General features: G+C 73.1%; 21 protein-coding genes. 13 read left to right on the top strand and 8 right to left on the bottom strand.

Features of this window, described 5'->3' with window-relative positions; genetic code table 11:
- Positions 1 to 35 precede the first annotated feature (35 nt).
- The 3 genes from BJP25_RS03670 to BJP25_RS03680 all read right to left on the bottom strand — a co-directional run bounded on the left by BJP25_RS03670 (position 36) and on the right by BJP25_RS03680 (position 3,255).
- Positions 36 to 1,244, bottom strand: coding sequence for an ATP-grasp domain-containing protein (locus tag BJP25_RS03670; RefSeq protein ID WP_084793655.1), 1,209 nt, complete (start codon positions 1,242 to 1,244; stop codon positions 36 to 38).
- Between the two features lie 2 nt (positions 1,245 to 1,246).
- A complete protein-coding gene (locus BJP25_RS03675) occupies positions 1,247 to 2,428 on the bottom strand; it encodes an MFS transporter (protein WP_075973354.1) in 1,182 nt (393 codons plus the stop codon).
- A 245-nt stretch (positions 2,429 to 2,673) separates the two neighbouring features.
- Positions 2,674 to 3,255, bottom strand: a complete 582-nt coding sequence (locus BJP25_RS03680) for a TetR/AcrR family transcriptional regulator (protein ID WP_075973355.1) — start codon at positions 3,253 to 3,255, stop codon at positions 2,674 to 2,676.
- A 139-nt stretch (positions 3,256 to 3,394) separates the two neighbouring features.
- Between BJP25_RS03680 and BJP25_RS03685 the strand changes: the two genes are divergently transcribed.
- The gene (locus BJP25_RS03685) at positions 3,395 to 4,558 is read left to right on the top strand and encodes a serine hydrolase domain-containing protein (RefSeq protein WP_075973356.1); all 1,164 of its coding nucleotides are present in this window, start codon (positions 3,395 to 3,397) and stop codon (positions 4,556 to 4,558) included.
- 5 nt (positions 4,559 to 4,563) lie between these two features.
- Here the strand turns inward: BJP25_RS03685 and BJP25_RS03690 are convergent, their stop codons facing one another.
- Both BJP25_RS03690 and BJP25_RS03695 read right to left on the bottom strand, forming a co-directional pair.
- On the bottom strand, positions 4,564 to 5,280 hold the full coding sequence (locus BJP25_RS03690; RefSeq protein ID WP_075973357.1) for a hypothetical protein: 717 nt from the start codon (positions 5,278 to 5,280) through the stop codon (positions 4,564 to 4,566).
- Between the two features lie 58 nt (positions 5,281 to 5,338).
- Positions 5,339 to 5,800, bottom strand: coding sequence for a phage tail protein (locus tag BJP25_RS03695; RefSeq protein ID WP_075973358.1), 462 nt, complete (start codon positions 5,798 to 5,800; stop codon positions 5,339 to 5,341).
- A gap of 201 nt (positions 5,801 to 6,001) precedes the next feature.
- Here BJP25_RS03695 and BJP25_RS03700 point away from each other — a divergent pair, with 201 nt between their 5' ends.
- The 4 genes from BJP25_RS03700 to BJP25_RS03715 all read left to right on the top strand — a co-directional run bounded on the left by BJP25_RS03700 (position 6,002) and on the right by BJP25_RS03715 (position 9,090).
- A complete protein-coding gene (locus BJP25_RS03700) occupies positions 6,002 to 6,925 on the top strand; it encodes an NADP-dependent oxidoreductase (protein WP_143218866.1) in 924 nt (307 codons plus the stop codon).
- 136 nt (positions 6,926 to 7,061) lie between these two features.
- Positions 7,062 to 7,955 carry an NUDIX hydrolase gene (locus BJP25_RS03705; protein WP_075973458.1) on the top strand — a complete coding sequence of 298 codons (894 nt, stop codon included), beginning with the start codon at positions 7,062 to 7,064 and terminating at the stop codon, positions 7,953 to 7,955.
- Between the two features lie 117 nt (positions 7,956 to 8,072).
- A complete protein-coding gene (locus BJP25_RS03710; RefSeq protein ID WP_233157897.1) occupies positions 8,073 to 8,390 on the top strand; it encodes an ArsR/SmtB family transcription factor in 318 nt (105 codons plus the stop codon).
- Positions 8,391 to 8,433: 43 nt separating this feature from the next.
- Positions 8,434 to 9,090: an NAD(P)H-dependent oxidoreductase gene (locus tag BJP25_RS03715; protein WP_075973359.1), complete on the top strand. Its 657-nt coding sequence runs from the start codon at positions 8,434 to 8,436 to the stop codon at positions 9,088 to 9,090.
- 36 nt (positions 9,091 to 9,126) lie between these two features.
- Here the strand turns inward: BJP25_RS03715 and BJP25_RS03720 are convergent, their stop codons facing one another.
- Complete coding sequence (locus tag BJP25_RS03720; RefSeq protein ID WP_075973360.1) at positions 9,127 to 9,576, bottom strand: RICIN domain-containing protein; 450 nt, start codon at positions 9,574 to 9,576, stop codon at positions 9,127 to 9,129.
- Between the two features lie 372 nt (positions 9,577 to 9,948).
- Between BJP25_RS03720 and BJP25_RS03725 the strand changes: the two genes are divergently transcribed.
- On the top strand, positions 9,949 to 10,872 hold the full coding sequence (locus tag BJP25_RS03725) for a TIGR03564 family F420-dependent LLM class oxidoreductase (protein WP_075973460.1): 924 nt from the start codon (positions 9,949 to 9,951) through the stop codon (positions 10,870 to 10,872).
- Between the two features lie 341 nt (positions 10,873 to 11,213).
- On the top strand, positions 11,214 to 12,152 hold the full coding sequence (locus tag BJP25_RS03730; protein WP_075973361.1) for a hypothetical protein: 939 nt from the start codon (positions 11,214 to 11,216) through the stop codon (positions 12,150 to 12,152).
- Positions 12,153 to 12,210: 58 nt separating this feature from the next.
- Here BJP25_RS03730 and BJP25_RS03735 read toward each other — a convergent pair whose 3' ends face one another.
- Entirely contained in the window at positions 12,211 to 12,747 is a 537-nt protein-coding gene (locus BJP25_RS03735) for a TetR/AcrR family transcriptional regulator (protein ID WP_075973362.1), read from the bottom strand.
- Positions 12,748 to 12,833: 86 nt separating this feature from the next.
- Between BJP25_RS03735 and BJP25_RS03740 the strand changes: the two genes are divergently transcribed.
- From BJP25_RS03740 to BJP25_RS03765, 6 genes are all read left to right on the top strand, one after another.
- Positions 12,834 to 13,949, top strand: a complete 1,116-nt coding sequence (locus tag BJP25_RS03740; protein ID WP_075973363.1) for a YbfB/YjiJ family MFS transporter — start codon at positions 12,834 to 12,836, stop codon at positions 13,947 to 13,949.
- Between the two features lie 102 nt (positions 13,950 to 14,051).
- Positions 14,052 to 16,439 carry an AAA family ATPase gene (locus BJP25_RS03745; RefSeq protein ID WP_075973364.1) on the top strand — a complete coding sequence of 796 codons (2,388 nt, stop codon included), beginning with the start codon at positions 14,052 to 14,054 and terminating at the stop codon, positions 16,437 to 16,439.
- The gene (locus BJP25_RS03750; RefSeq protein WP_075973365.1) at positions 16,436 to 16,771 is read left to right on the top strand and encodes a hypothetical protein; all 336 of its coding nucleotides are present in this window, start codon (positions 16,436 to 16,438) and stop codon (positions 16,769 to 16,771) included. Before BJP25_RS03745 ends, BJP25_RS03750 begins: the two co-directional genes overlap by 4 nt.
- A 66-nt stretch (positions 16,772 to 16,837) precedes the next feature.
- The gene (locus BJP25_RS03755) at positions 16,838 to 17,233 is read left to right on the top strand and encodes a DUF11 domain-containing protein (protein WP_075973366.1); all 396 of its coding nucleotides are present in this window, start codon (positions 16,838 to 16,840) and stop codon (positions 17,231 to 17,233) included.
- 392 nt (positions 17,234 to 17,625) lie between these two features.
- Entirely contained in the window at positions 17,626 to 17,970 is a 345-nt protein-coding gene (locus BJP25_RS35200) for a hypothetical protein (RefSeq protein WP_143218867.1), read from the top strand.
- Between the two features lie 86 nt (positions 17,971 to 18,056).
- A complete protein-coding gene (locus BJP25_RS03765; RefSeq protein ID WP_075973368.1) occupies positions 18,057 to 18,446 on the top strand; it encodes a hypothetical protein in 390 nt (129 codons plus the stop codon).
- Here BJP25_RS03765 and BJP25_RS03770 read toward each other — a convergent pair.
- On the bottom strand, positions 18,439 to 19,434 hold the full coding sequence (locus tag BJP25_RS03770) for a LacI family DNA-binding transcriptional regulator (protein WP_075973369.1): 996 nt from the start codon (positions 19,432 to 19,434) through the stop codon (positions 18,439 to 18,441). The two genes, BJP25_RS03765 and BJP25_RS03770, sit on opposite strands and share 8 nt — an antisense overlap.
- Between the last annotated feature and the right edge of the window lie 36 nt (positions 19,435 to 19,470).

The following is a 19,470-nucleotide window of genomic DNA, read 5'->3' on the forward strand; positions in this document are numbered from 1 at the left end:
GGGGCGGGGGGGGGGGGGGGGGGGCGCCCGAGCGGTCAGTGCTGGGCCTTGACCTCGACGCGCACGGCGGCGACGGCCGCGCGCGCCCTGGCGTCGGCCTCGGCCGGGGTGTCCCCGACGGCGATCGCCGAGCCCACCCGGTCCCACGAGGAGCGCAGGTCGGCCAGGGTGTCGCCCGCCTTGCGCAGGACGTCGACCCGTTCCACCCCGGGCAGGGCGGTGGCGTCCTCCACCCCGTCGACGGAGAGGACCGTGCCGGGGTCGGCGGTGATGAAGGCGATGGCGGCGGCGCGCGAGGCCGTCGCGGGCGGGTCGATGGGCCGCCCGGCCAGGGAGTCCACCCAGTGCCGGGTCAGGTTCGTCCGGTAGGCCAGGTCGACGAGGTCGACGATCCGGTCGCCCGGGGGCCTGCCCGCGCACTCGACCAGGCGCGGGCCCTCAGCGGTGCGCACCCACTCGGCGTGCAGGATGCCGGTGTCGAAACCGACCGCGCGCACCAGGTCGGACACCGGTTCCCGCCAGTCGTCCGCGGGTTCGGCGGGCACCACGTGGCCCACCTCGACCGGGGCCGGGCCCGCCGAGGTCCGCTTGGCGGTCGCGTTGAGGAACACCACCCGGCCGCCCACCACCAGGCACTCGGTGCTGAACTCCGGCCCGCGCAGCCGCTCCTCCACCAGGTACCGCCACGACATCGGGCGCCGGGCGAGCTGGTTGCCCTCGTCGGCGCCGGTCGTGGCCGCCCACGCGGCCTCGACATCCGCGCCCGCGTCGAGCAGCAGCACCCCCAGGCTGGCCTGCCTGCCCGACGGCTTGAGCACGCACGGCCCGCCCCCGGCGAACGCGGCGACGTCGGCGGCCGAGCGGACCTCCGCGAACCGCGGCCCCGGCATCCCCGCCGCGGTGGTCACCTCGCGCAGGGTCAGCTTGTCGCGCAGGGCGGTCGCCGCCCGCGCGCCCGCGCCCGGCAACCCCAGCGCCTCGGCCGCGCGGGCGGCGGCGGCGACGGCGTACTCCAGACCGGGCGCCACGGCGTCGACGCCGGTCAGCCCGGCGACGACGTCGAGGAACTGGTCATCCTGCTGGTAGCGGCCGAACACGACCTCGACGAAGGGGTGCCGGGCGGCTTTGGCGGCCAGCCCCTTGGCCTCCCACAGGTCGCGCTCCTCCAGGACGACCACCGAGGTGTCGCCGTCGTCGAGGGCGGTGAGGACGCTGTCGTTGTACCCGACGAGCAGCAGGCGCACGGTCAACCCTCCCGGGCCGGGGTGGAGAGGTGGAACAGGACCACGACCGCGCCGACCACGGCCAGCGCCCCCCAGTACACCGGGCGGGAGCCGTGCTCGGCGGCGACCAGGAACAGGGCGCCGCCGGTGAACGCGCCCACCGACTCGCCCGCGGTGGCGGCGACCTGGCGCAGGTTGAACAGCTCGACCACCGGGCGGTCGCCGGGGATCACGCTGAACGCGGTGTTGACCATGGGGGTGAAGAACGTCTCGGCCAGGGAGAACACCGCCACCGCGGCGAGCATCCCGGCGACGGCCGCGCCGGTGGCCCCCATCAGCGCGAAGGCGGCGGCGAACGTGCCCACCCCGACCAGCAGGAACAGCACCGGCGGGGTGCCCGCCCCGAGCTTGCGCGAGCAGTAGGCGGTGACCGGGATCTGGAGGACCACGACGAGCACGGCGTTGGCGGTGAAGATCCCGGCCCGCCAGGCGGGGTCGTCGGTGACCTGGGCGACCTGGAGGGCGACCGCGGAGAAGAACTGGGCGTAGAGGAACCCGCCCGCCGCGGTGATCACGGAGACCCGGCGCACGTGCGGGTCCGCGACCACGGCTCGCAGCAGCCCCAGCCGCAGCGGGGGCCGCACGTCGCCGTCGTCGGGCCGCACCCCGCGCGGCAGCAGGACGAGCACGGCGGCCGCGGCCAGCACGTACGTCCCGGCGACCGCGAGCAGCAGCGGGGTGTCGAGCGCGTTGTCCAGCATGAAGTTCGCGGCGATCGGCCCCAGCGCGGCGGAGACGTTGACCGCGACCTGCACGGCGGCGAACACGGTGTTGCGGGCGACGGTCTCCAGCGAGAGGGCGACGTACACCCGGGCCATCAGCCCGTTGGTGCTCATCCCGGCGCCCGCGACCAGCAGCGCGGCGGTGATCCCCACCGCCCCGGGCGCGACCGGCAGGACCGCGAACCCGGCGGCGGCCATGAGCAGCCCGGACGCCATCGCCACCCGCACGTCCGCCCGGTGCAGCAGCGAACTGATGAACAGCGACGCGCCGCGGACGGCGAAGTTGAACGCGAACAGCGCGGCCCCGACGAACACCGCCCCGCCCGCCGGTTCCCACCGCCCCAGCAGCACGGGCAACACCGGCAGGACGGCGAAGAAGCCCAGGTGGGAGAGCAGGTAGTCCAGCACCACAGGCACGGTCACGGGCCTGTGCCGCGCAGACACGTCAGTCACCACCGGCCCCCCAACCGCTCCGAGAACCCCCACGTCGCGCAGTCGAGCCGCACGCCCTGACAAGGTTGCACATCGAATCCTGTCACCACGGTGTTACCGACTGCCGTCGGCCCCCGGGAAACGCCCGACGGGTCTGACCGGCAGTGGAAGACCAGCCCGCGTGGACCTGGTCGCCGCCCGGGTGGACGTCGCGGTGGTGCGCCGGGCGGGCTTGGTCAGGGGCGGGGAGCGCCGGGTTCGCGGGCCGGGAGGCCGCGGACCAGGGTGTCCAGGAACAGGTCGAACCTCGGGGTGCTCGCGCTCAGGTGCAGCGGGTTCTCGGTCGCCGCCAACCAGCTGACGACGCAGGTGATGAAGATCTGCCAACTGTGGTCGGCCAGGTCGGCGGGGACGTCGGCCCGCCGGAGGCCGGTGGTGACCACCGTCCGGAGGCGGTCGATGGAGTGCGCGTTGTGCCTGTGCGGGCGGGAGAGGTGGGTGGCGTAGCCGGGCAGGGCGAGGAATTCGTCGTGCACCGCCCACGCCAGCCGGGTCAGCCAGGGCCGGAGCTGCTGGTCCTCGGCCCCGGCGCGCTCCAGGACGCGGTCCACGACGACCTCGCTGACGAGGTCGAACAGCTCGTCGCGGTTCTTGACCCACCGGTAGAGCGCGCCGTGGCTGACGTCCAGGCGCGCGGCCAGCTCGCGCATGGTGAGCGTGTCGACGTTGTCGGCCTGGGACACCGCCTCGACGATCAGGTCCCGGCTGAGCTGCGCGGGACGTCCCGGCCGTCGTCGTCCGGGCGCGTCGTCGGTCATGGCACGACGATAGCCGGCGGTCACAGCCGCGGCAGCGCAGGTGGGAGCCGCTGCCACCGGGGTATGTGACCAATGGTCACTAAAGGCGTATGGTCGGTGTCGCGCGGCGGGTCGGCCGTCGCGGGACGAGGGAGGACCGATGCTGGACGTCGAGGAGAGGGCGGGGATCGACGGCGTGGTCGCGCCGGGGTTCGAGGCCGTGCGCGAGCGGTTCGCCGACCTGCTGGCCGCGGAGGGCGGCGACCTGGACGTCCAGGTCGCGGCCTACCACCGCGGGGAGAAGGTGGTCGACCTGTGGGCGGGGCCGGACACGACCGCCGAGTCGCTGATGGGGATCTACTCCGCGAGCAAGGGGGTCGCGCACCTGGTGGTGGCCCTGCTGGTCCAGGACGGCGTCGTGGACCTGGACCGGCCGGTGAGCCACTACTGGCCGCGGTTCGGGGTCGAGGGCAAGCGGGACCTGCTGGTGCGCGAACTGCTCGCCCACCAGGCGGGCCTGGTCGGCGCCGTGGACGGGTTCGCGGTGGAGGAACTGGCCGACGACCGGGTCGTGGCCGACCGGCTCGGCACGCAGCGCCCCTTCTGGCGGCCGGGCCGGGCCACCGGGTACCACGCGCTGGTGATGGCCGCGCTCAGCGGCGAGGTCGTGCGCCGCGCGACCGGCCGCACCGTCCAGGAGCACTTCACCGAGCGGCTGCGCCTCCCGCTGGGCCTGGACCTGCACCTGGGCCTGCCCGAGGCGCAGGACCACCGCTTCCTCAGCGCGCAGCCGATGACGACGACCCCGGAACGCCTGCGCGAGCTGGCCGAGGTCGCGACCGCTCCCGACAGCCTCAGCGGCATCGCCTTCAACCGCCACCACCCGTACCACCGGGAGGTCTGGGAGCTGCCGAACATCCCGGTGATCCGTTCCCGCGGCCCCGCCTCGCTGGGCGGTGTCGGCACCGCCCGCGGCCTGGCCAAGCTGTACTCGGCCGTGGCGTCACCGGTCGACGGCGCCGACCCGCTGCTCGACCCGACCACCGCGGCGGCCTTCGGCCAGGTCCAGTCCGCGGGGGTCGACCTGGTCCTGCGCCAGCCGAAGGCCTGGGCGGTCGGCTTCCACGCCTCGGCGGAGACCTACCCGGTCCTGGGCGCGGGGGCGTTCGGCCACAGCGGGGCGGGTGGGCAACAGGCGTTGGTCGACCCGCGGCACGAGCTGTCCTACGCCCTGCTGCGGCGACGGCCTGCGTTCCCCGCCCAGATCGACAAGGATCACCTGCGGCTGCTGGACGCGCTGGTCACCGCTGCGCGCAGGGCCTGACTCGTTCACCGCACGGAGTAGGCGCGGGCGCAGTAGGGGTCGGGCGCGACCTCCCGGGACGGGAGCACCCCGGTGCCGGCGAGTTCACGGATGCGGGCGGTGAGGAAACCCCCTGCTGCCAAGGCGAGTCCTCCTTCGCCTGCGATGGGAACGTCGTAGCCGCAGACATCGTTCGTCGCCGGGTCGTGGAAGTAGACCCGGACGACTTCGGGGCTCTGCGCGAGAAAGCCGACTGGGTGGAGGGTCTGCGCCACTGGTGGCGGCTGGGGGTCGAAGTGGACGAAAGTTCCGCTGACGGCCCCGTAGATCGCTTCGCCAAGCCCGGCGGCGGGCTCGTCGGCACCGCCGAGGAATGCCTGGGCGTCGACCACGCGAACCCCGCGGCCGTCGACGCTCCAGCTGATGTTCGCGTCGTCGTTGAGCGTTGCCAAGACGCGCCTGAGCATGGATACGGTGCGGAAGTGGTTGATCTGCTGGCCATCGGCGTCCAGCAGTGGGAAGTCGATCCCGATCGCCGTCGCCAGGTCATCGCCGTCGAAGACGAAGATCCGCGCGGTGGTCTCATGTGGATGGACCATTCCGCACACGGAGTGCGCGGAACCGTTCAGCGGCGTAGAGACGAACTCGGTCACCCGCTGGGCAAGCAGCCAGTAGAGCGTGTCCACGAGCGCTGGAGCGGCCTGCTCACGCTTGGTGCCCCTACTCGGGTCATCGGCCGACATGGAAAGAGCGTACCGGGTCGATCCCCAGTGGCGCGTGCACCGCAGCTTGGTGGGGAGGTCAGTGCTCCTGCTTGATGACGAAGTAGGAGCCGCGGATGGTGCCTGCCAGCTTGGACTTCTGGCGGGCGAACTTGAACGCGCCGAGTTCCTCCGGGACCTCCATGCCGTCGGAGAGCTTGAAGCCGACGGCGCGCTTGCCGGTGGGGTCGAGGGAGTACAGGACGTTGATGGACAGGCCGCTCTCGTAGAAGACGTAGGCCCACTTGGTGCCCTCGACCTCGAACTCGGTGGCTTCGAGCGGGGGTGAGGCGATGGTGATGTCTCGCTCGTCCTTGAGGATCTTGTGGACCCAGTCGACCACGGCCTGCGCGTCGGCGGCGGGTTCGACGGTGAAGGTGTGGTCGTGCTTGTTCTTGAAGTAGCGGGCCTCGTTGGCCCGCAGGCCGGCGAGGGCGGGGGCGACCGGCGAGGTCTCCAGGCCGGTGGTGGAGACGGTGGTGAAGTCCACGGTGTGCGGCATCGCTGGGTCCTGTCGTGCGGGCGTCCGGTGCTGCGCACAGCGTAGGCGCGGACCGGCTCAGCGGCGCCCGGGAACGTCCCCCGCCCGGTTCGCCGCGGGGTGTGACCTGCGCCGCAACCGATTGCACCTGACGTCGATGTGAGAGGTGAGGATCGGGTCACCCGGGAAGTGCGGGGCGGATGACGCGGGAGGCGGCAGGAGATGGGTCAGGCGTGGGGTTTCGGCGGGTACGGCGGCCCCGAGGTGCAGGAGGTGTTCGACCGGCCCGACCCGGCGCCCGGTCGCGGTGAGGTGCTGGTGCGGGTGCTGGTGGCCGGGGTGAACCCGCTCGACCACGTGCTGCGCTCGGGGCCGGTGCCGGGGCTCGACGGGGGCCGCCCGTTCCCCCGGGTGCTGGGCATGGAGGCGGCCGGGGTCGTCCTCGCCCTGGGTGAGGGCGTCGACGGGATCGAGGTGGGGGACGCGGTCTTCGGCTTCGCGCTCACCGGTGGCGGCACGTACGCCGAGACGACGGTGCTGTCCGCGGCGCACACCGCGCGCATCCCGGAGGGGCTGTCCGCGGTGGTGGCGGCAACCCTGCCCGTGGCGGGGACGACCGCGGTGGACGCGCTCGACCAGCTCGACCTCCCCGCCGGTGCCGCGGTCCTGGTCAACGGCGTCGGGGGCGGGGTCGGCCTGTCCGTCGCCCGGCTGGCCGCCGGGCGGGGGCTGCGGGTGATCGGCACCGGGAGCGCCGCCAAGCGCGAGCAGGCCGAGGCGCTGGGGGTGCGGTTCCTCGACTACACGGCCGAGGACGTCGTCGCGGCGACGCGTGCGCTGGTCCCGGACGGCGTCGACGGGGTGGTCGACCTGGTCGGGGGCAGCTCGCTGCGGGCGGTCGCCCCGCTGGCCCGGGACCCGCGCACCGTGATCTCCGTGGGCGACGCGTCCGTCTCCGACCTGGGCGGTCGCTTCGTGGAGCGCCGCATCGACCGCGCGAACCTGGAGCGGTCCGCCCAGCTCGCCCTCGACGGGGTCCTCGAACCCGTGATCACCGCGGTGCACCCGCTCGCCGATGCCCCGATCGCCCTCGCCGCGGTCGAGAGCGGCCACGCCTCGGGCAAGGTCGTCATCGAGGTGGGCTGAGGAGCGGTCGTCGTCCGGGGTTCCGCGGTTCGCGGGGTTGCGGTTCGCCGGGAACCGCGCTGGTCGGCGGGGGTTCTCGACACCGGCACCGGGAACCCGGTTCTCGCAGGTCACCCTGGTTGCCACAGTGATCGTCATGACCACGTTGATGATCGCCTGCCACGGCCAAGGCCACGCCGGGGCCCCATACAGCGGCGTCGAGCTCGACGCGATCGCCGCCAACGTCGCCCCCATGCGCACCGCCGACCTCCCGCCCCGGCTGACCACCGGCCCGCGCGGGCTGCCCGAGCTCGGGGACGGCGTCGTGTTCGTCGCCCCCGGCCACGACTGGGCCGACCACCGCAACCGCGAGGACGCCCCCACCGACCACCTCGACGCCGCGGTGCCCACCCGGGCGGACGGGATCGGCCGGGCGCACCCCGGGGTGACCGCGTGGGCGCGGTCGCGGGGGTGGCCGGTCGACCAGCACGGGCGCCCGGTCAACCCGCGCCACCGGCAGCTGCTGGCCGACCCGCGGATCGGGTTGTGCACCGGGTTGGGCCCGTCCTGGCGGTGGGGGGAGCAGGTCGTGGTCGACGCCGTGGCCGTGGCGGAGGGGCACGTGGCGCTGATCGAGCGGGACACCCCGCACGACGGCACGATCCCGGCCCTGCCCGGCGGGTACGCCGCACCCGCCGACTCCGGGTTGACGCCGGCGGACTGGACGGTCGGGTACCGGCCGGTGACCGCGGCGGGGATCACCGCCACCGCGGTGCGCGAGCTGGCCGAGGAAACCGGCGCCCTCGTCCCGGACGGCGCCCGCACCCGGGTCGTCCGCGAGATCCGCCCGGTGTCGTCCCCGCACACCCTCAACGCCTGGACCGTGGTCTACACCGTGGCCGTCCACCTTCCCCGCCGCGCACCCCTCGACGGCGGCCTCCCGGCGTCCTGGGTGCCGCTGGACGCCCTCGACGGGGTGGTGGACCGGATGTGGCCGGACCACCGGGTCGCCCTCGCGGCCGGGGTGGAGGCGGTGGTGGGCGGGTGGTGACGCGGCTGGGTGTCCGGCAGCTCGACCACGGCACCGGCTGCCTCGGCGGCGGGGCGGATATCGTGGGGGTGCTGTCCCGGCTGGGTGCCGGTCCTGCGCGTGGAGGAGGTGTGCGCCGTGGCCGCTGATCCCGACGACCTGGTCGAGGTGTTCAAGGCGCTGGGCAACCCGGCCCGGCTGCGGATCCTCGGCTGGCTGCGCGACCCCGACGAGCACTTCCCCGACTGGGTGTCCAACGCCGACGCGGAGCTGGGGGTGTGCGTCAACGAGATCCAGGCCAAGGCGGGGCTGGCGCAGTCGACCGTGTCGGCGTACCTGAGCACGCTGGAGCGGGCCGGGCTCGTGCGCGCGAGCCGGGTGGGGAAGTGGACGTACTACCAGCGGGTGGAGGAGCGGCTGACGTCGGTGGCGGAGGCACTCGGCAAGCAGGTGTGAGAGCGGTATCGACAAATCGCATTTTGTCGATACGATCGGTGCCATGCAGACCGGACGCACCGCGTTGATCGTCCACGCCCACCCGGAGCAGGCCTCGTTCAGCTCCGCCCAGGCCCGCGCCGCCGCCGACGGCCTGCGCGCGGCGGGGTACCGGGTGGACCTCCTCGACCTGTACGCGCTCGACTGGGCCCCGGTGCTGGGCCCCGGCGAGTTCCCCGACCCGGCGTCGCCGTTCAAACCGCAGGCCGAGCAGGTGCGGGCCCTCGCCGAGGGGACGGTGGACCCGCTGGTCCGCGACCACCTCGACCGGGTCCTCGCGGCCGACCTGCTGGTCTTCTCCTTCCCGCTGTGGTGGTTCTCCGTCCCCGCCGTGCTCAAGGGCTGGCTCGACCGCGTCCTGATGATGGGCGGTGTCTTCGGCGGCGACCACGGGGTGGCCGACGAGGCCGCCACCGCGGGCAAGGACGCCGTGCTCCTGCTGACCACCGGCGGCGACCAGGCCTGGTTCAGCGAAGACGGCTTCGGCTCGCTCGACGGCTTCCTCTACCACCTGCACCGCGGGGTCATGGCGTTCCTGGGGCTGCGGCCGCTGGAACCGGTGGTCACGTTCGCGCCCGCGCGCATGTCGGAGGAGGCGCGCGCGGCGGCGTTGGAGGCCGTGGGGGAGCGGTTCTCCGCGCTCACGGGCGTGCCCGCCTGACGGGCTGTGGTCCTCCGGGCCGGGGACCACACCCCGTCAAGGGATCAACTGCCACACCTCGTACGGGTAGTTGATGGGGCAGCCCCACTGGGTGAGCGCGACCGGTTTGGCGTTGTCGAAGGCGGAGACGCACATGTTGCTGTTCTTGTTGCGGATCAGCACGTTGCCGGTGTTCTCGAACCGGAACTTCTGGTTGTCCCTGCCGGAGCAGGTGTACTGCTGGACCACGCCGTCGTAGTCCTTGGAAGCGGCGCGGATGTCCATGCACTTGCCGGTGAGCTTGTTGCGCAGTTCGCCCCAGCTGCCGGAGGAGTCGACCGTGAAGGTCCACCCCTGGGAGGCCGTGGTGCCGCACGACGCGGTGGCCAACTGGATCCGGTCCGCGGTCGAGTTGCCGGGGACCTGGATGCACAAGGTGGAGTTCACCAGTTGGATGGCCTGGTAGTCGACCGCCGCTGACGCGGGCGTGGCTGTCGCGGCCACCATGACGCCTGCCCCGATCAGGGCTCTGACGGCTGTGGTCCGAATGCGGGCGTGCGTCATGCGGTGCTCCTCGGCAGGGTCGCTGCGTGTGGGTGGGTGGCGTGCGGAGCCCGGGGTGCTGCGGCGCCGCCACCAGCAGTGCCTCCACAGGGTGCCGGCCTCGGGATGCGCTTGTCCCTGTGCCGCGTGCGAGGCGGCGGCTATTTCACCCGACAAGCTCAGCGGGGAACCGTGCAATGGGTTGCCGAGGGCTTTTCGTTGTCAAGGTGGGATTGCGGGCGTTCCGGGTCTGGTGTCGGTCGCTGGGTGTTTCAGCCTGTGGGACGGGTGGGCGTGGGGGCGACCTCGCGGTCGGGGGCGGCCACGATGGGGTGCATGCGCTATGGGATCACCCTGACGGGTGCTGAGGGCGAGAACGTCGTCGACTCCACGGTTGCCCGTGCCGCCGCCGCGGCTGAGGTGGGGGTGGACTCGGTGTGGCTCGGGCAGCGGTTGGACTACGACGCGGTGGGGTTGGCGGGGTTGATCGGGTCGCGGGTGGCGGGCATCGACGTGGGGGTGTCGGCGGTGCCCGTGTTCGCGCGGCACCCGCTGTTGGTGGCCAGTCAGGCGCAGACCGCGCAGGCGGCGGCGCCGGGGCGGTTCCACCTGGCGGTGGCGTTGGGGGCGCCGCCGCTGGTGGAGGGGGTGTTCGGGTTGCCGTGGGAGCGCCCGGCGGCTCGGCTCCGGGAGTTCCTGGAGGTGTTGGCACCGCTGCTGCGGGGGGAGCCGGTCGACCACGACGGGGAGTTGTACACGGCCCATTCGATCCTGCCCACGCAGGTCGCGGGGGCCACCCGGACGCCGTTGCTCGTGGCCGCGATGGCGCCACGGGCGCTGCGGGCGACCGGCGAGTTGGCGGATGGCACGGTCACCTACCTGGCGGGCCCGAAGGCGCTGGCGAACGACATCGTCCCGGCGCTGGTGAAGGCGGCGGGGGACAAGCCCGCCCCGCGGGTGGTGACGTTGGTGCCCGCCGCGGTGACCACTGACCCGGCGATCCGGGAGAGGGTGGCGGAGGGGTTGGCGTTCTACACTCAGTTCCCCTCTTACCAGCGCGTGCTGGGGTTGAGCGGGGTGGAGAACCCGGTCGACCTGGCGTTGATCGGGGACGAGGAGACCGTGGCGCGCGGGTTGGCCGAGTACGCGGACGCGGGGGCGACCGAGGTTGTGCTGACTGCGAACGAAAGCCTGCCGCTGGAGGTCCAGGAGCGCACGCGCGCGCTTGCGGGTGCCCTGGCCCGCGAACGCGCGGCGTGAATGCGTTCCCGCGCGTTCGCCGAACCTGAGCGGGAGCGCTGCCGGCGGCGATGAGCTTTTGTCGGCGCGACAGCACTTTCGTGCCAAGGGAAAGAAGACCCTGGGGGGTGTCGTGGGTGCGTGGTACGTCTTGGGGCACTGCTCGACGACGAGAGGGTGCTGGCATGGGGGCTCGGAAGTTGGTCGCGGCCATGGCCGCGGCTGGGATCGCTGTTGGGTCAGCGGTGTTGATGGGTGGGGGCACGGCTTCTGCCGAGGTCGTGCGGATCACGCGAACGCCCAATGCTGGGCAGTGTTCCGCTGAGGTGCCCGGTTACCCGAAGGTCGGCGGGGGACCTGGGGTGTCGGTGGAGATGGACGTGCCGACCACCGCGGTGGCGGGGGTGCCGACCGAACCGGTTCCCTGGCGGGCCCGTGGGTCGGTGTCGCTGCGGTGGGCTACCGCGCCGGGGCTCCAGGAGGCGCTGATCGCCGAGGGGGCGACGACGCTGTCGGGTTCGGCGTCGGTCCGGGTGTACCTCGGCGGGGACCGCGTGCGGGAGTTCGTGGACGTGGAGGTGACCGGCACCGCGCCCATCGGTGCGGATTCGGTGTCGCTCAGCGCTTCCGGGCAGTTCCCGCCGATGGTGTTCGCCTCTCCCGGAGCGGGGAACCCGATGCTGGTGACCCCGGGTGGGGTGGGGTCGGGGATCACCCCGCTCAAGGCCGACGGGACGCCGACGTCGGTCGGGACGGTGGGGTTCTGGTGCATGGTCACCCCGATCCTGGAGACGTGGCACCGGGTGGACGTCCTGCCCGCGCCGACGAGCGCCGAGCACGGGGTGTCCGGGCAGGCGCGGTTGGCGGGTGCGGACGTGGACCTGGGGGCGGGCACCTTGGCGTTGACCGAGACCGCGGACAAGGCCGTCACCGGGAGCTTGGCGTTGCCCGCGACCGGCACCGCCAGCCTGCGCTTGCTCGGGATCATCCCCGCTGCCGCGCGGGTGCGGGTGGTGCCGGGGCCGATCACGGGCACGCTCGCCTCGGGGTTGAGCACGCAGGCGACGGTCCAGGTGTCGGAGTTGTCGGTGCTGGGCGTGCGGGTCGTGGGTGAGAAGACGCCGTGCACCAGTACGACCACGATCGCGCTCAGCGCCGCGGAGGCGTTCACGGTGCAAGCTGGTGGAACGCTGACGGGGACCTTCGACGTCGGCGCGTTCACCGGGTGCGGCGCGTTCCGGCCGGTGGTGGACCACCTGCTGGCCAAGCCCGGCAACACCATCACCATCACGACCGGCTAGCGCGTCTCGGGTGGGGGCGGCGGTCGTGCCGTCCCCACCGGAGGCGTCGCTGCCTCGATCAGGCGAGCAGGGACTCGGCCAAGCGCCTGGCGATGTGGAACGGCTGCGGGTCCTGGGCCACCACGGCCGCCGCGGCGGACCCTTCGAGCAGGAGCACCACCTCGTCCGCGCGGTCCGGGGTCTCGCGCAGCTGCGCGCCGAGGTAGCTGCGCAGAGCGGCCTTGTGGTGGCGGACGACCTCGCGGACGGGGTCCGCCGGGTCGGGGAACTCGGCGGCCGCGTTGAGGAACGCGCAGCCGCGGTAGCCGTCGCCGGTGATCCAGTCGGCGTAGGCGTCGAAGAGGGCCAGGACGCGGTCGCGCGGGGCGGTGTGGGCGGCGGTGATGGCGTCGACGCGCTCCTGCCAGCGCTGGTCCCGGTCGCGCAGGTAGGCCACGACCAGCTGGTTCTTCGAGCCGAAGTTGCCGTAGAGCGACGCCTTGGCCACACCGGCCTCGGCGGCCACCGCGTCGACGCCGACCGCGTGGATGCCGTCCCTGTAGAACAGCCTCGACGCCGCCGCCAAGACCCTGGTCCGCGCGTCGTTCTTCCGCATCCGCCCTACCGATCAGTCTGGGTTTGACCTGCGCTGATCGTAGCAAAGCCAGCAACTAGACAGACCTGTCTGTATGGTTTTGCCGCATGGTGTCGACGACGGGAGTTCGGTGGTGGTCCCTCGCCGCGGCGGGGGCCGCGGTCATCGCCCTCTGCTACGGGTTCGCGCGCTACGCCTACGGGCTGTTCGCGCCCCGGTTCGGGGAGGCGTTCGGGCTCGCACCCGCCGCTGTCGGGGTGTTGGGCGGCTTGTCCACGGCGGGGTACGGGCTCGGGTTGTTGGCCGCTCCCGTGCTGTCGCCGCGTGGGGCTGTGGTGGTCGCGGGAGCATCGGCGACCGCGGGGCTAGGCGTCATGGCGGTCGCACCGGGGGTGGTCGTGTTCGGTGCGGGCATCGTGCTCGCAGGCGTCGGGGCAGGGCTCGTTTCGCCTGGTGTGGCTGGGGTTCTGGCTCAGGCCGTGCAGGGGGCTGACGGGACGCGCGCGCAGACCTGGGCGAACACGGGCACGGGTTTCGGGTTGGCGGCGTCCGCGTTCACGCCCCTGCTCGTCGTGGACTGGAGGGTGACGTGGGGCGGGTTCGCGGTTCTGGGGGTCGTGGTGACTTTGGTGGTCTGGCGGGTCATGCCGTCGGGTTCGGCGGTGGGTGGCGGCGGGGGAACTACTGGTGGGGCTTGGGTGTTGATGGCGAACTCGGTGCTCATCGGGGTGACGAGCGCTCCTTATTGGACTTTCTCCAGTACGCGGCTGTCGGAGGCCGGGCTCGGTTCGGGTGTGGTGACGTGGTGCTGGTTCAGCATCGGCGCGGCGGGGTTGCTGGGGGGCATGGCTGGTCGGGCGGCGCAGCGGTACGGGGTGCGGCGGGCCACCCTGGCGGCGTGGGCGTTGGCGTTCCTGGGGATCGGTTCGCTGGCGCTGCCTGGTCTTGGCGTCGGCGTCGCGCTGGTGTCCAGTGTGCTGTTCGGGGCGTCCTACATGGCGCTGACCGGCTTGTGCATCCTCTGGGCGACCGAGGTGTGGCCTGAACGGCCCGCTCGTGGGGTGACGTGGTCGTTCGCCGGGCTCGCGATCGGTCAGACGGTGGCGTCGCCGCTGGCTGGGGCGGCGGCAGGGGTTGTCGGCCTCGCGGTTGTGTTCGGGGTGGCGGGTTTGGCGGCGCTGCTCGGGTGGGCGCAGGTCCACCCCAAGTTGTCGAGTTCTTGACCTTCTGCCCGGCCCGGCACGCTCCTACCCTCGGCGCTGCGCCAGTACGTCGAACGGCTCAGGCGCTCAACGGGTGAGTGGACTAGCGGTGGAGGTGTCCGGGTGGAGAAGGTGCTGGTCGACCTGGTCTTCGAGCGGGCGGAGAAGGACGAGCGGCTCGACGATCGGGCCAAGGGGCACATCCTCTCCGCCCTGCTCGGCCAAGACCCCCGGACCGGGGCGGAGCGCCGGGAGAGCGACCCGCCCGCCGAGGAGGCCGCTGCCCCCGCGAGCGTCTTCCTGTGCGGGGTCACCGTGGAGGGCTTCCGCGGCATCGGCCCGAAGGCGACGCTCGACCTGCACCCCGGCCCTGGGCTGACGATCGTCACCGGGAGCAATGGCACCGGCAAGTCCAGCTTCGCCGAGGCCGTCGAGTTCGCCCTCACCGAGGACAGCTACCGGTGGCGGCAACGGCCGAAGCAGTGGGCGGAGATCTGGCGGAACCTCCACCACGACCACCCGTGCGGGATCCGGGTGGCGCTGGCCATCGACGGGGCGGGCAAGACCGTGGTGGGCGCGGAGTGGGAGCGGGACACGGGGTTGCCGGACGCGAAGCTGTGGGTGCAGGTCGAGGGTGACAAGCAGGTCAAGGGGCTCGACGGCCTCGGCTGGGCGACTCCCCTGGAGAACTACCGGCCGATCCTGACCTATGAGGAGTTGGGCGGTCTGCTGCGTGCGGGGCCCGCGAAGCTGTACGACGCGCTGGAGAAGGTGCTCGGGCTCGGACTGCTCAAAGAGGCCGCTGCATCCCTGCACGAGGCGGTGAAAGCGGCAGAGGAGCCGGTGCTCCGCGTCCGGGAGCGGACGAATGCGTTGCAGGCCACACTGCCGGGTCTGGACGACGCGCGGGCCGGGAAAGCGCTGAGCGAGGTGACCAAGCGGAAGCCCGATGTGGACGTGGTCGCCGCGTTGGCGACGGGGACCGGCGAGGTCAACCGGGCCATGGACGGGCTGCGGAACCTGGCGGAGGTGGTGGTTCCGGACGCGGGGGCTGTGCACGCCTTGGCGGCTGAGCACGAGGCTGCCGAGAAGGGCGTTCTCGGTCTGGGGGCGGCCTCGGAGCTTGCCGAACGCCGGCTTGACCTGCTGGAACAGGCCCTGGGGCTGCACGACGCCGAGGGGGACCAGCTGTGCCCGGTGTGCCGGACGGGGCAGCTCGACCAGGTGTGGCGGGAGCAGGCGTTCGCTGAGTCCGAGGGTGCGTCGGCGGCGCTGCGGGAGGACAAGCAGGTCCGGCAGCGGTTGCGCGAGGCGCAGCGTCGGGTGGGGGACTTGCTGTCGGCGGCTCCGGTGCTGCCCGAGGCTGACCTCCCGTCGATGCCTGCGGCGCGCGCGGCGGTCGAGGCGTGGCGGGCGATCCCGCGTGACCAGGGGGCAGGTGAGCGCCTGCGTGCTCGGCACACCGCTCTCGTGGCTGCCGTTGCGGCGGTTCGGGATGAGGCCCGCGCGGAACTGGCGCGCCTCGATGACGCGTGGAACCCGGTCGCGCGGGAGTTGGCGGTGTGGGTCGAGGCGCGGCGGGCGGCTGACGCGGTGCTGGAGGAGGTCAAGAGCCTCAAGGCCGCGAAGAAGTGGTTGGTGGAGAACGCCGCCGAGGTGCGCAACGCACGGCTGCTGCCCTTCGCGGACCAGGCCAGGGACATCTGGCGCGAGTTGCGGGAGGAGAGCACGGTCGAGCTGGGTGCGGTGACGTTGGAGGGCAGCAACAACTCGCGCCGGGTGCGGTTGGCGGCGCGGACGGACGGGGCGGGGGCGGAGGCACTGGGGGTGATGAGCCAGGGGGAGATGCACGCGCTGGTGCTGGCGTTGTTCCTGCCGCGGGCGGTGGCCGAGCAGAGCCCGTTCCGGTTCGTGCTGCTCGACGACCCGGTGCAGGCCATGGACCCGTCGCGGGTGGCGGCCTTCGCCCGGCTGCTGGCGGGCATCGCCGCCACGCGGCAGGTGGTCGTGTTCTCCCACGACGACCGGTTGCCCGCGGCCGTGCGGCGGTTGGTCGGGGTCAACGCGCGCATCGTGGAGATCACGCGGTCCCCCGGGTCGGTGGTGAGCACGCAGGACAGCAGCGACCCCGCCGAGCGCTACGTCTCCGACCTGCGGGCCGTGGTCAAGGACCCGAGGGTGCCGGAGGAGATCCAGCGCGAGGTGCTGCCGTCCCTGTGCCGCGCGGCGGTGGAGGCCGCCTCCCGCGAGGTGCACTACGCCCGGGTGGCGGGTTCGGGGGCGTCGCACGGGGCAGCCGAGGCGGAGTGGACGGCGAAGCAGCGCACCCGCGAACGCGTCACCCTCGCGGTCGGCACGGAGAAGATGACCCGCTGGGTCAAGGAAAAGCCGTGGCGGGACGCCACGTTGAAGGTGTGCACGTCCGGGGTGCACAAGGGAGCAGGCGGGCATCCGCAGTCGATCCTGGAGGACCTGGAGAAGACCGTCGACGACCTCCGGGCGCTGGCGTGAGGCGGGACGACCTGCTGGCGCACGCGCGGCAGCTCCTGGACGGGTCGGTGCCCCTCCCGGCGGGCACCGCGCGCGTGGCGGCGGCGATGCTGATCCGGCGGGCGCTGGAGGAACTCGCCGCCGAGTGGTCCGGGTGCCCCGAGGCGACCACGCGGTCGCAGCTGGTCATCGCCGCGCGGCGGCTGCCCCCGACCGAGGCAGAACGGGCCTGCCTGGCGTGGTTCGCGCTCTCCGAGGCCTGCCACCACCACGCTTACCGGCTGCCGCCCAACCCCGTCGAGCTGGTGCGTTGGCTCTCGGTGGTGGGGGGCCTGCCCGCACCCCACCCGTGAGGGGTGCCCGGATGGGCGCCTGGGATCATGGCGCGGACCGCCGACCGACCAGCAGGAGCACCAGCCATGCCAGACGCCGACCTGACGGTGACCGCGACCAACGACGGCCCCTGGCAGGCGGGCGGGACCGGCCGCTACACCCTGCTGGTCAGCAACAGCCCCGACCACGGCCCGTCGTCCCGGTTGGTCGTCGTCGACCTGTTCCTGCCGACCGGCCTCACCGCCACCGCGGTCGCGGGCGAGGGGTGGAGCTGCTCGATCACCGGCCACGAGGTCAGCTGCCTGACCAAGGAACCCCTGGAGCCCGGCGCCGCCTACCCGCCGATCACCGTGGACGTCGAGGTCGGCCGCGGCCTCTCCGGCCCTGTCGACGCCCGGGTCGCGCTGTCCGTCGCGGGCTCCGAGGCCGACACGACGAACAACACCACGAGTTCTACCGCCACCATCACGCCCCTTCCCTGACAGGCGCCGCACCCGGTGAGCTGGTGGGGCGACACCTGGTCCCGTGAGGCGTCCAGAGGATGTCCAGAGGGGGGACATCGGGGGGTGTGATCGTCGGGGCCTCACTGGAGCGACGTGTTCACGGGTGGGGGGTTGCTCCTCCTCCGTGGGGTGGAGGGCCCATGTTCGGCAGGATGATCCGTCGGGGTGCTGTTGTGGTGGCGGGGGTTGTCGCGGCGGGGGTGGCGATGGCCGGGACCGCGTCGGCTACGTGGTACGACCGGTACGGGCCGGAGCGGCCCGCGGGGTCGGAGGGACGCTCGCACCTGGTGTGCACGCAGGCGCGGGGGATCAACGGGGTGTGGACGGAGTGGCGGTGCGGAGACTTCACCCCGTACGGGTACCGGCCCGGGGTGACTCCGGCGCTGTACCCGTACGGGTGGCAGTTGCAGGCGTTGCGGGTGAAGCAGTGGGGGCTGACCCAGCTGTGCATCGACGCGCTGGTCGGCGGTTTGGGGTGGCGGGGGGCGGTGTGCGGGGGTGACGGGCAGTTGTTCGAGGTGGGCAGTCCGGACTACCACCACGCCATGAACGGGTTCAGCGTGGCCAACTACGACCCGACGGACACGCTGGTGCACCTGGCCTACACCGACAACGGCACCTCCGACGGCGCCTTCGCGGGGTCGTGGGCCATCCCGCCGAACTCCTGGCAGCTGTTCGACCTGGGGACATCGATCTACCGGTACGGGATCGTCTGAGGCACGGGCTCGTCTACGGCCCACCCCGCGGTGGCACGGGGTGGGCCGCAGGGGAGGATGCCGCCAGGGCTGCTGGAGGGGGTGCGGTGCACAGGTCGAGCGGGCCGCTTCCGCTGGAGGTCGACCGGAAGTTCGTGCTGAGCGGCTACGTCTACAGCCACTCCCAGCTGCTGCTCCGCAGTGGCCGCACCGGGTACGACAAGGGCGAGTACCTGGCGCACGACTCCGTCTACGACGTGCTGTTCAAGGACGTGGGCGCCGTGGTGGTCAGCGATTCCTACCGGCCGTTGCGGATCAGCGTCGCGTCGGGGGAGGAGCGGCGGGCCGTGGAGTCGGTGCTGGGCCGGGGGCTCGACGAGCGCACCCTGTTCCGGTTGCGGGGCGCCGAGTCGAGCGGGTACGTGCTCGCGGGCGCGGTCTACTGGCTGGACGACCCGGCCGGGTCGGTCGAGGGGCCGAGCGCGCTGATCACGTAGTTTCCCGGACCAGCAGGCGGTGGGGGGCCGTGGTGGAGCGGGGCGGCCCGGGGGTGGACGCCTGGTGGGCCAGGTGGTCCAGGGCCAGGTCGGCGATGCGGTCCTTGTCCGGGGAGACCGTGGTGAGGGCGGGCGTGCTGTAGCGGCCGTCCTCGATGTCGTCGAAGCCGACCAGGGCGAGGGCGGTGGGGACGGGGACGCCCCGCTCGCCTGCGGCTCGGAGGGCGCCCAGGGCCAGTTCGTCGGTGAAGCAGAAGACGGCGTCCGGGGGGTCGGGGGAGTCGAGCAGGGTGTGCATGGCCTGGTGGCCGTCGGCGCGGTGGAGGCGGTGGACGGGGACTTCCAGGGCCGGGTCGGTGGGCAGGCCCGCGGCGGTGAGGGCCGCGCGGTAGCCGGTGAGGCGCTGGCGGGCGGTGGCGTTGCGGGAGTGCGGCTGCACGCCCACGGCGGCGACCCGGGTGCGGCCCGCGGCGAGCAGGTGGGCGGTGGCCTCGCGGGCGGCGGCGACGTTGTCGATGGCCACGTGGTCGACGCCCGGGGTGCCGTCGTGCTCACCGAGCAGGACGAGGGGGGTGGTGTCGGTGCGGGCGGCGAGGTCGGCGGGGGTGGTGGCCCAGGGGCTGAACAGCACGCCGTCGACGAGGTGGGCGCGGTCGCCGTGCAGCAGGCGCTTCTCCCGGTCGGCGTCGCCGTCGGTCTGCTCGACGAGCACGGTGAGGCCCCTGGCCTGGGCGGCGCGGACCGTGCGGGCGGCGAGGTCGGCGAAGTAGGGCGAGTCGACCTCGGGGACGACCAGGGCGAGCAGGCCGGTGCGGCCGCGGCGCAGGGTGCGGGCGGCGAGGTTGGGCCGGTAGCCCAGCGCGTCGATGCTCGCCTGCACGCGCTGCCTGGTCGCGGGCGCGACGTGCGCGAAGCCGTTGACCACGTTCGACACGGTGCGCACCGACACCCCGGCGTGCTCGGCCACGTCGCGCAGTTTGGCGGTCACCCGGGCAGCCTACCGCTTGCCACGTTGCATGCCACG

The sequence above is a fragment of the Actinokineospora bangkokensis genome, from assembly GCF_001940455.1.
Taxonomy (GTDB): domain Bacteria; phylum Actinomycetota; class Actinomycetes; order Mycobacteriales; family Pseudonocardiaceae; genus Actinokineospora; species Actinokineospora bangkokensis.